This window comes from Streptomyces viridosporus (assembly GCF_002078235.1).
Classification (GTDB): domain Bacteria; phylum Actinomycetota; class Actinomycetes; order Streptomycetales; family Streptomycetaceae; genus Streptomyces; species Streptomyces viridosporus.
Map to the genome: position 1 here is coordinate 1 of NZ_MSGP01000285.1, position 10,132 is coordinate 10,132.

General features: G+C 69.7%; 12 protein-coding genes and 2 pseudogenes. 4 read left to right on the top strand and 10 right to left on the bottom strand.

Annotated features, from left to right (window positions below; translation table 11 throughout):
* Window positions 1-242 precede the first annotated feature (242 nt).
* The 5 genes from B7L92_RS20460 to B7L92_RS20480 all read right to left on the bottom strand — a co-directional run bounded on the left by B7L92_RS20460 (window position 243) and on the right by B7L92_RS20480 (window position 4,144).
* The gene (locus B7L92_RS20460) at window positions 243-725 is read right to left on the bottom strand and encodes a S26 family signal peptidase (protein WP_081238961.1); all 483 of its coding nucleotides are present in this window, start codon (window positions 723-725) and stop codon (window positions 243-245) included.
* A gap of 11 nt (window positions 726-736) precedes the next feature.
* A complete protein-coding gene (locus B7L92_RS20465; RefSeq protein WP_159461049.1) occupies window positions 737-2,515 on the bottom strand; it encodes an ABC transporter ATP-binding protein in 1,779 nt (592 codons plus the stop codon).
* A gap of 116 nt (window positions 2,516-2,631) precedes the next feature.
* The gene (locus tag B7L92_RS20470; RefSeq protein WP_081238963.1) at window positions 2,632-3,189 is read right to left on the bottom strand and encodes a redoxin domain-containing protein; all 558 of its coding nucleotides are present in this window, start codon (window positions 3,187-3,189) and stop codon (window positions 2,632-2,634) included.
* Window positions 3,190-3,214: 25 nt separating this feature from the next.
* A complete protein-coding gene (locus tag B7L92_RS20475) occupies window positions 3,215-3,760 on the bottom strand; it encodes a MauE/DoxX family redox-associated membrane protein (protein WP_159461050.1) in 546 nt (181 codons plus the stop codon).
* Window positions 3,761-3,955: 195 nt separating this feature from the next.
* The gene (locus tag B7L92_RS20480) at window positions 3,956-4,144 is read right to left on the bottom strand and encodes a hypothetical protein (protein ID WP_081238965.1); all 189 of its coding nucleotides are present in this window, start codon (window positions 4,142-4,144) and stop codon (window positions 3,956-3,958) included.
* Between the two features lie 258 nt (window positions 4,145-4,402).
* Here B7L92_RS20480 and B7L92_RS20485 point away from each other — a divergent pair, with 258 nt between their 5' ends.
* From B7L92_RS20485 to B7L92_RS42495, 3 genes are all read left to right on the top strand, one after another.
* Entirely contained in the window at window positions 4,403-4,729 is a 327-nt protein-coding gene (locus B7L92_RS20485; protein ID WP_081238966.1) for a potassium transporter TrkG, read from the top strand.
* A 126-nt stretch (window positions 4,730-4,855) separates the two neighbouring features.
* Window positions 4,856-5,092 (top strand): NAD-binding protein, encoded by a 237-nt coding sequence (locus B7L92_RS42490; RefSeq protein ID WP_255311055.1) that lies wholly within the window; start codon window positions 4,856-4,858, stop codon window positions 5,090-5,092.
* On the top strand, window positions 5,089-5,442 hold the full coding sequence (locus B7L92_RS42495; protein ID WP_255311056.1) for a potassium channel family protein: 354 nt from the start codon (window positions 5,089-5,091) through the stop codon (window positions 5,440-5,442). Before B7L92_RS42490 ends, B7L92_RS42495 begins: the two co-directional genes overlap by 4 nt.
* Window positions 5,443-5,490: 48 nt before the next feature.
* On the opposite strand, the gene B7L92_RS40695 is transcribed toward B7L92_RS42495, so the two are convergent.
* Both B7L92_RS40695 and B7L92_RS20495 read right to left on the bottom strand, forming a co-directional pair.
* Window positions 5,491-5,655 carry a hypothetical protein gene (locus B7L92_RS40695; protein ID WP_159461051.1) on the bottom strand — a complete coding sequence of 55 codons (165 nt, stop codon included), beginning with the start codon at window positions 5,653-5,655 and terminating at the stop codon, window positions 5,491-5,493.
* Window positions 5,656-5,835: 180 nt separating this feature from the next.
* Complete coding sequence (locus B7L92_RS20495; RefSeq protein WP_081238967.1) at window positions 5,836-6,843, bottom strand: TerC family protein; 1,008 nt, start codon at window positions 6,841-6,843, stop codon at window positions 5,836-5,838.
* 120 nt (window positions 6,844-6,963) lie between these two features.
* Between B7L92_RS20495 and B7L92_RS40340 the strand changes: the two are divergent.
* Window positions 6,964-7,822: pseudogene (locus tag B7L92_RS40340) on the top strand (IS1634 family transposase); the annotation flags it as partial.
* Window positions 7,823-7,978: 156 nt separating this feature from the next.
* On the opposite strand, the gene B7L92_RS20510 reads toward B7L92_RS40340, so the two are convergent.
* From B7L92_RS20510 to B7L92_RS20530, 3 genes and pseudogenes are all read right to left on the bottom strand, one after another.
* The gene (locus tag B7L92_RS20510; RefSeq protein WP_081238970.1) at window positions 7,979-8,458 is read right to left on the bottom strand and encodes a YflT domain-containing protein; all 480 of its coding nucleotides are present in this window, start codon (window positions 8,456-8,458) and stop codon (window positions 7,979-7,981) included.
* A gap of 765 nt (window positions 8,459-9,223) precedes the next feature.
* Complete coding sequence (locus B7L92_RS20525; RefSeq protein ID WP_081238971.1) at window positions 9,224-9,853, bottom strand: hypothetical protein; 630 nt, start codon at window positions 9,851-9,853, stop codon at window positions 9,224-9,226.
* A gap of 96 nt (window positions 9,854-9,949) precedes the next feature.
* Window positions 9,950-10,132: pseudogene (locus B7L92_RS20530) on the bottom strand (histidine kinase); the annotation flags it as partial.

Genomic DNA, 10,132 nt, shown 5'->3' on the forward strand with positions numbered 1-10,132 from the left:
GCCCACCGGCTCGGCTGGTCCGCCTGACGACGCCGCCATCAGGCCCGAGCTCGGGCCAGCCACTACCGCCGACAAGCCGCGGATCAGACATGAAGATCACAATCTACGGCTGGAGTATTAGCCACCGACACAGGAAGCCCGCGACTTCAGTCACGGGTGGAGTCACCGGAATACCTCATACCTTCCGGCCTACACCCGACCGCGAACCCCCGCACCCGACGCGAAAACCTCAGAAGCTCACCTCACAGCACGTGGTGGTCCGTGATCCCTGGGCCGACGCCGTGGCGGATCCGGCCGAGAACCACCGCGGCGAGCCGGTCGAACGGCACGGGCCCGGTATGGCGGGAGTCGTAACTGGCCTCATGGTTGTCACCGAGGACGTACACATGCCGGGCCGGCACGAGGTCCGTCGAGGAAGGTGGGCCGGGCATCCGGTCTCCGGGAAGGGCGGCAACGCGTTTGATCATGGCGGTGGGCAGGGGTTCCCCGGGCGTGACGTCCTTCCCGTCCGCACCCTCCGCCAGTCGCATCCGGATCGCGACGACCGCCCCTCTGCGCACGAGGCGTGCTGGTATCTTGAGCGCCAGCAGCCGGTCCCCGTCACGGTAGGTGGGGACCATGCTGGAGCCGCTGACATCGAGAAGGGCGCAGTGACGCCGGAGCAGGAACGCCACCGCGCACCCCAAGGCCGCCAGCCCGGTGGCGCTCCCCACCGCCACGTACACGGAACGCCTCCTCACGAACTCAGGCCAGGCAAGGAAAGGGGGTGGGCCACGTATGCCTCCTCGTCCGCGGAGTCGCCCGTCCGTTCGCGGTAGCCACGGGACTGCAGCGTGAACAGCCGGTGGTAGGTCCCTTGGCGGCCCATGAGAGCGGTGTGGTCGCCTAGTTCGCTGATCCGCCCATCCTGAAGGACCGCGATGGTGTCGGCGTCCTTGACCGCGCCGAGCCGGTGCGAGATTAGAACGCTGGTGCGGTCAGAGCGGCGGGCCCGCAGCCGGGTGTGGATCTCGTACTCGGCGGCCGGGTCCAGACCGGAGCTGGGCTCGTCCAGGATCAGCAGGTCCGCGTCGGCACGCAGGAACGAGCGGGCAAGGCCCATCCGTTGCCACTGTCCTCCGGACAACTGCACGCCGGACGCGTGGTCATCCTCGCCCCAGAAAGTGCGGCTGAGAAGGGTGGAGTACCCGTGGGGCAGCCGCGCGACGTCCTCGTGCACACCTGCCAGCCGGGCCGCCTTCTCACACCGGCCAGGTATGTCGAGGGCGCTCAGGTCACCGACGGCGATGTTCTCCTGGGCCGTGAGCTCGTAACGCATCGGATCCTGGAAGGTGGCGGCGACCCGTCGCCGCAGCTCCACCGGGTCCATGTCGTGCAGGCCGACGCCATCCCAGAGGATACGACCGCGGGTGGGGTCGTAGAACCGGCACAGCAGCTTGACCAGCGTCGACTTCCCCGAGCCGTTGACCCCCACGAGTGCCAGTGCCTTCCCGGCCTCGATGCGCAGATCGACGCCGCGCAGCACCCAGGGCGTGCCCTCGTCGTAGCGAAACCACACGTCCCGCAGTTCGATGGCGTCCCGCAGGGGCGGGACCGCAGTGGCGCGCCGGGGGGAGGGAAGGTCGGGGCCGAGTCTCACCACGGTGACGTAGTGATCGAACATCATCAGGGAGTGGTGCACCTGCCCGGTCTCACTGGCCAGTCCCGCGATACCGCTCTGCACGGCGGGGATGGCGGCCAGCACCAAGGAGACGCCGCCGACCGTCATGGTTCCCCGTGCGGCGGACTCGACCGCCCACAGCAGTGCGGCCCCCGCCAGGACGGAGGCAGCCACCTGCAAGGAGGTCTGCACGCGCAGTTCCCTGCGGTCCATCAGCTCCCGAAGACCGTCGGCCTTGCGTCGCTCGGCCAGCAGACGTTCCCGGAAGAAGCGTCCAGCGGCGTAGAGCCGGATCTCCTTGGCGGCCTCCACACTCGACAGCAGCGTCGCGTAGAAGAGTTCCCGGCGCTCGGTGGGGCTGATCTCCCAGAAGGTGGCGGCACGCCGACGGCTGAGCATGATCTCTGCCCAGAGCACGGGGACACCGGACAGCGACACGACGACGGCGAGCAGAGGATGCAGGACCGCGAGGGAACCGACGAAACCGACGAGGAGGACGCAGCTGCGGACGATGCCCGCCACCGCCTGCACTATCTGGAAGGGGGCGAGCCCGCCGGCATGCTGCGCCATCCTGAGTCGGTCCAGGAATTCTGGGTTCTCGAAACGGCCTAGCCCCACGAAGCCGTCGACGGTGGTGTGCAGCCGTTCTTGGACGAGAAGACTGGTCGCACGGGTCATCCTGGCCTGGAGGTAGCCGGTGAGCTGAGGGGTGCTGGCCATCACCGCGCCGACGATGGCCAGCGCGACGGCGGTGCCGAAGGTCTCGTGTACACCGCTGCCTGCCGCGAGCCCGTCCAGGATGTCCTTGACCAGCCACGTGACCACCACGGGCGCCGCGGCGGACACAACGGTCACCGCCAGAAATCCGGCCATCGCGATGGGAGTGGCACGTAGGCCGAGCCCGAGAGCCGACATCACGGCGCGGTGAAGCGGCACCGCACGGGGTGGCGCGGTGGTACCCGGGGCGGGGCTCATATCCGCCCGGCCGGAACGGCGGTGAGGACCGAGTCCCCGACCGCAGCCACGCTGGGCGGCTCCCCGTCTAATGCCGAGATGGCGAACTGGGAAGGGAAGGCATTGACTTCGAACGCGCTCACGCAGGGCCCCTCTGGTGTCTCTCGTACGACCCGTGCCACGGAGGAGAGCTGCTCGGCTATCGCCTGAGCCTCGTCCTCGTATCGCTGTTCGCCGCTCCCCGCCACCACGACGGCGACCACCTGGCGCCGCCCCTGGAGTGCGCCGGCCTGCTCGACGAAGCGAGGCAGCTTGTCCCGGCACGGCTTGCAGCCCGGGGTGAAGAACGACACCACGGCGCCGTCAGTGAGATCACGTTCCGTCAGTGGCATGCCCTCGAGACACCGGCTGCTGAAGGGTGCCACGATCGCGCCCACGGAGATGCCGCCCTCCTCGGTGAGGGCCGGGGCGGCGGAGGACCGGTTCCGGAGTCGGCGGAGAACCGCGAGCGTCAGCATGAGGTCCAGCGCGCAGAGCGCGCCAACGACCACCAGGGCTATGGCCAGGTAGATCATGGTCGGCCTCTTCTCGGTAGAGGGATCAGATGCTCGTACGGGTCGGGGCGGCGGGTGTGGGCCGCAGCAGCGTCACCAGTTCGTCTCCGACCACCAGGACGAGAGCGGCCGTCGCCCCGCACAGCCAGGCGGCGAACCGGGCCTGCCAGGAGAGATGCCCGCTCTCCCACACACCGGGGGCGGCCGTCACCGCGACCGCGAGGAGCACGGCGTTGCGTACGAGTTGGGGCGGGCCGACAGGGCCGGCCGAGGTACCGAAACATCGGCAGACCACCTGCTTCCCGGCGCGCAGGGCGCGGACGACGGCGTAGGTGAACGAGGCCAACAGACCGATCACCATCAGAAGACCGATCAACGCGGGAAGTCGGCCGCCATACGCCGCGGGCCAGACCAGGAGCAGGGCGCCTGCCGCTTCCGCGAGGACGACGCCCGCCGCGAGAACAGGCGCCCGGGCGGCGGACATCCGCCCCAGTGTCTCCACGGAGTACGTGAAGGCGTGGAACGCCTCCGTGTTCCTGATTTTTCCGAGGACAGCCGCCGCGAAGACCAGGACGAGCGCGATCTGGCTCACGGCCGAGACGAATTCCACTGGGTCTCCCGGGGAGAGATCAGTGGCCCGGCCCTGGTACAGGCCGGGCCACGAGACGGGTTGTACGGTGTCCGAAGGAAGGCGGCCCCCATGGCGGTGACGGGTCACGGCGCCGAAGGGAGAGCTACCGCCCTACGCCCCGCAGAGGGTCACGGAGCCGGACGGGTCAGGGCCGGTTCAGCAACCGCAGCTCATGAACTCGCGCCTGTTGAGGTCACAAGACCAGACGCGCTGCGTGTAGTTGCTGAAGCTGCCGCACGAGCTGTTGATGCACCGGTAGATCCAGTAGCCGGTGCACGCGCTCGCCGTCTCCTGCGGCACCAGGCGCTCCAGCATGCGGTCGGCCAACCCACGTACGGTCTTCATGTGATGTCCCTTCAGCCGGTTCTTCTCTGGTCTGGCGATCGCGTCGGGGCGCCGGGCCGCACGCGGAGGTCCTCCCCGTGGTACGGGATGCGCCCCGCCGGTCGATCGGTCAGGTGTCCACCGTGGCCGATCGACTTTGGAGAAACCTTAGGAAAACCTTGAATCCGGCTCCGGGCACTGAATCGCGTAGCCGACTCAACCCCCATACCGCGAGGCCCCATCCTCGCCGAGGCGCGCGGTCGCCCCGCGGCCGAGGCCATGGGCCGCCGGATCCCGCAGGCCGCCCTGCGGCAGGCCCTGACCGTGGCGCTGCTCGGTGTGGGCCTGGTCATGATCGGCATGCTTGCCCTGTTGACCATGAGCAGCGCGTCGTTGGAGGCGGTGCTGTTCGAGGTGGTGTCGGCGTTCGCCACGGTGGGGCTGAGCACCGGTATCACCGCCGGCCTGCCCACCGGCGGCCACTTGGTGCTGATCGTTTTGATGTTCGTCGGCCGGGTGGGGCCGGTGGTCCTCGCGTCCGCGCTCGCCCTGCACGAACATGCGCGACGCTACCGACTGCTCGAGGGGCGACCCGTCATTGGCTGACTACTTCGCCCCCTGCGCCGGCGCCTCACGCGCCACCTCCCTGCCCCGGCCGGGCGATCGAGCGGCGACACCCGGATCGCCGTGATCGGTCCGGGCCGCTTCGGCCGCTCTCTCGGGCGGGAACTGATGCGTCACGGCTGGGAGGTCCTCGGCGTGGACACCGATCCGGATCTCGTGCAGCAGCTCAGCGAGGACTTCACCCACGCCGCTGTGGCCGACTGCACCGACCCCCAGGTGCTGGAGCAGCTCGGTGTCATCGAGTACTCCCGCGTGGTCGTGGGCATCGGCACCGACCTGGAGGCCAGCATTCTGATCACCACCAACCTCGTCGACGTCGGCATCCCCACATCTGGACCAAGGTGATCAGCCGCCGGCACGGCCGGATCCTCGAACGCCTCGGCGCCCACCACGTGGTGCTGCCCGAGTACGAGATGGGCGAGCGCGTCGCGCATCTGGTGACCGGCCGGATGCTGGACTTCAGCGAATTCGACGACGACTACGCCCTGATTAAAACCGTCGCCTCACAGGAAGCCGTCGGTAAACCGCTGGGCCAGAGCCAGCTGCGGGCCCGCCACGGCGTGACCGTCGTCGGCGTCCAACGCGCTGGCGAAGCCTTCCCCCATGCCACCGCCGGCACCGTCGTCCAGCCCGGCGACATCCTCGTCGTCACCGGCCGCGCCCAAGCCGTGGAACGCTTCGCCGGGCTCCCCTGAACCACTCCCAGGGCGCGGTGGCCTGCCGCCTCTGCTTCCGTGACTGGGTCAACCTCGGTGGTGAAGGTGGCCAGCCCGCAGGTGGTCCGGCACGAGGATGTAGGCGGCGCCGGCCGCGGCGTCGAGCTCGCCCGGGCGACAGGTGCGGGACGCGGTGGTGTCGATCACCACGGCCGGCTCGCGGGCGATGCCGGGGTGCCAGAACACTGGCATGGTCTGTATGGCGATCACCTGCGGCTTCGCGCGGCGGGCAAGGGCGGCCGCGCTTCCAGACGGAGAGGCCGGCGACCTTTGGGAGGCTGAACCACAGATTGTTCGGTGCCGGGGCGCGGGCCGACCCCGGAACGGTCAGCCCGGCATGCGGCGCAAGCTTCGTGGCGGGTGCTGGGGGCCTCAGTCCTTGTCCTGCTCCGGTCGGGGTCGGTGGGCCCTGAGCGACCCAGCGTGCGCCTTGCTGGTGGGGTCACGGCGGGTCTTGACCAGGCTGGCCACCGTGGCGACGGCGAGCACGACCCCGATGACGACGAGGCTGAGCGGAGTGGAGATTTCCGGAACGTCGTGCGAGATGTCCTCGTGCGCCCAGTGGAGGACGAGCTTCGCCCCGATGAAGGCCAGGATCACCGCGAGGCCCGTCGACAGGTAGATGAGCCGGTCCAGCAGGCCCTTGACGAGGAAGAACAGTGCCCTGAGGCCGAGCAGGGCGAACGCGTTGGCCACGAAGACGATGTAGGGCTCCTCGGTCACGCCGAAGACCGCGGGGATGGAGTCGAGCGCAAACAGGAGGTCGACGCTGCCGATCGCGATGAGCACGATCAGCAGCGGCGTCACCATCCGCCGCCCCTCCACCCGGGTGAGGATCCGGCCGTCGTCGTAGCCCTCGGTGACCGGGAGCAGTCGCCGGGCCGCCCTCACCACGCCGTTGTCCTCGACGTCCGGATCCTCGTCCCGGTGCCGGTAGAGCTGTACGGCCGTGTAGATCAGCAGCAGGCCGAACAGCAGGAACATGAAGGAGAACGCGGAGATCAGCGCGGCTCCGAGTGCAATGAAGACGGCACGCATGGCGAGCGCGAGCACGATGCCGAAGGAGAGCACCTTCTGCTGGTGCTCCTCCGGCACAGTGAACGTCGTCATGATGATGACGAACACGAACAGGTTGTCGACCGAGAGGCTCTTCTCCACCAGATAACCGGCGAAGTACTCGGTGCCGTAGGTGCCCCCGTAGGCGCTCATGAACCACACGCCGAAGACGACAGCGGCCGCGACGTAGAACACGGACCAGGCGGCGGCCTCCCGGAAGCCGACGCGATGCGGTTTCACCCACCCCATCGTCAGGTCCAGGGCCAGCAGTCCCACGATGACCGCGATCGTCACCGCCCAGGTGACCCCGCTGATCTCGAGCATTCCCGCCCCTGCCTCTCCAGCCGCTCCTTGCAGCGACTGTACTGGCAGAGGCCGCGGACACACGCACCATCAGGACGGTCCACCTTCCGGTGTTGTGGGGAAGGCGCCGGCTGGCCCGCCGAGGACCGGCTCGGCCTCGAGACCCTGCGCCGGCTGGTCGCCTCGATCAACCACTACCTCGGCGAGGACGACGAGGTCACCGCGCCTCTGGGTGCCAAGGCCGGTCCGCTGCAGGTGGAATTCTCCCGTCCGATGGGCGGGGTCTGGCTGCTGGATCAGCTGTGGAAGCTGCCCGGCGTCGACACTGCACTCGCCCAGGTTTTGAACGGGCGCCGGTTGTGCAGTCGAGTGAGTGCTGTTCGCGCTGGTCGCCAACCGCGCCATCGCGCCGGGTTCCAAACTCGCCGCGGGCGAGTGGCCAGTCGCGACGTGGTCGTGACCGATCTGCCCGGACTCGACGGCAACAGCCAGGCCCTGCGTGCGATGGGCCTGCTTGTCGAGAGCGAGGCGGAAGGCGCCGCGCAGGAGTGCGTGTTCTTCGCCGCCGCCCACTTGCTCAACCTCGAAGGCGACCTGCTCTTCTTCGACACCACCAGCACCTGCTTCGAGCGTGACGGCGAGGACGGAGAGGCGGGCGATGAGGCGTTTCGCCGGTTCGGGCACTCCCAGGACCTGCCGTAGATCGTCATCGGGCTCGCGGTCACCCGCGAAGGTATCCCGGTCCGTTATTGGGGCTGGCCCGGCGACACCTCCGACACCACCGCGATCGAGCAGGTCAGAGACGATCTACGCTCCTGGCGGCTGGGCTGGGGGTCACCGTCGCCGACTCCGGCTTCTCCTCCGAGGCCGACCTCGCCTACCTCACCCGCGCCGACGGCCACTGCATCACCGGCGTGAAGATGCGCGAGACCGGCAAGAAGGCCGCTACCGCACTCGCCGGCAGGGCCGCTACCAGGGCGTGCGCGACAACCTCCGGGTCAACAGACCACCCCACGAATCTGCCGACTACGTGTGCCTGCCTACTGATGAAGTCGGGTTTCACCGGCCGTAATTACGCCCCCGTCCGTGTGTGCTCGGACGGCGGCATCCACCGGCGGCATCCACGCCCTGCCCGCCTGGGCGGGGCAGGCTGCGGTCAGTCTTCGCGCCAGGCGAGCTTGATCAGCAGGTTCTTGGCTTCGTCGGCGACCTCGGTGTCGGCGACCACGTCGTAGCGGGCGGCCACGATCTGGCTGCGGGAGGCGAAGTCGCGGCGGCCGCCGCTGAGGGCGTGGCCGGCGAAGCCGAAGACCGCGCCGAAGAGGGCGCCGTAGGCCAGTCCGCTCAGCATCAGGACGAGGACGTGGTGGTTACCGGCGGCGAACACCGACAGCAGCAGCCCGATCAGCAGTCCGAACCAGGCTCCGCTGCCCGCCCCGGCCAGGGCGGCCCGGCCGCGGGTGAGCCGACCGAGCACGGTCTCGACCATGCGCAGGTCGGAGCCGATGATCGCGGTGCGTTCCACCGGGAACCTGTTGTCGGACAGATGATCGACCGCGCGCTGTGCGCCGTCGTATGACGAATACGAGCCGACAATCGGACGGTCGACCTGCGGGGTGGGCGGGTGCTGGCTCATCGAAGGACTCCTTTCGTCTTTCAGCAGCCTGCACCCGCGCTACGTGCCGGGCAACAGGCACAGCCAGTGAACGGCCAGGCGGCACAGGAGCAGCGGCATGGCCACCCTCGTAGCGTGGAGACACCGTGGCGGAAGGGGAAGTTGGGAGTCATGACGTCGGGGAAGCGGAGGTTCGATGCTGAGTTCCGTAAGGGGCTGTACGCATCGTGACCGAGGCCGGGAAGCCGATCCCGGAGGTCACACGGGGGTCGGGGACGCTGCACAGCTGGGTGTCGAGGGCTCGCCGGACGGGTTAGCCGGCCCCGGATCGGGTCCCGGCCGGTGCTGCCGGTCCGGTCGCCTCCGGCACGGGCCGGTTGCGGGAGACGGAGCGGGGCGAGCTGGAGCGCCTGCGGGCGCAGGCGCGGGAGAAGGGCAAGCGCATCCGGAAGCTGGAGATGGAGCGTGATGTCTGCAAGCGATGGCCGTGGGCGTACACCTGCCCGAACTTTCGCACACCAGGGGCGGGCGGTCTCGTGGAAGACGAGCACGCCGCGCTCGGGCAGCAGCTCCCCGGCCTTGCGGAAGCCGAGTGGGAAGCGGGAGTACCGCCACCCGCCGTGCGCGATGATCTCCGCCGGGTGCCGGTGCCCCTGGCAGGGCGGCGGCGCGGACGGCACGGGCGAACCCCTCCCGGCACGATCAACTCCAAGATCGTCCCAGGCCGGTCGGCCGACGTGACAGCGCTGTCGGCGGGCAGGGAGTGCGACGCTGCTGCCGAGCCGGTCAGGGACGAGGCCGTCGAGCCGTCGCCGGGGGACGGCTGGTCAGCCAGACGTGCCCGCCGGACGGCAGCGCCACTGTGTGGGTGCCTCGAAAGCCGAACGCCTCCAGCCGACCGGCCTCGGGGATGGAAGCGGTCCACGCGACCACCGTGCCGTTCTGCCGGTCCACGGTCCGAAGACCCGGTGCCAGGACGCGGTCGAGCAGCCCGTGCGAGCAGTCGCCCTCGCGACTCGCCACCAGCAGGACCCAGTCCCGCGTACCTGCCCGAGCGGCCTCCAGCGCTTCACCGTCTGCCCTGCCCAGGGCCAGCAGGTCGGGCGGAACCTCCAGCTCCCGGGCGATCAGGCCGTGGAAGCGGCTGAAGTCCCGGTCGGCTTCCGGCGGCAGCCACACGGCGGCGGCGATGAGCTCCCCGGAGTGCTGCTCTGCCACCCAGACGTGACCCTCTTCAAGGGCATGGTGGGCCAGCAGCAGCCGCAGGACGGCCCGAACCTGCTCGGCAGCGCGGTCGATGGCCGGTGGCGTGCCGGCGGCGCGCGAGGCGATCAGGCGCACCAGGGCCGGGACGTCCACCAGGCCGGCGGGGCGCACACGATCGAGTACCCGGTCGCCCCGGTCACCCTCGCCCATCGTCGGCTCCTCTCGCGGTCTGCCGCACCACCGCAGATCCGGCACCGGCCTCATCGGCTTGCACCCGCTGCGGGCCTGCCCGCGCCGGTCCGGTCGCTAGCGGTGGAACAGGGCTCCGAGCTTGTCCGAGAACTCTCGCCGCCGCTCGGCGCGGTGCTGCCGCCGAGCCTGGGCCACGGCCTCTTCCGCGGCCTTCTGCGCCGAGCGGACCTCAGCCTCGACCTCCCCGGCGGGCACCCGCACGATCGTCCCGCCCAGCCGCTCGGCGCAGAAGGCCGC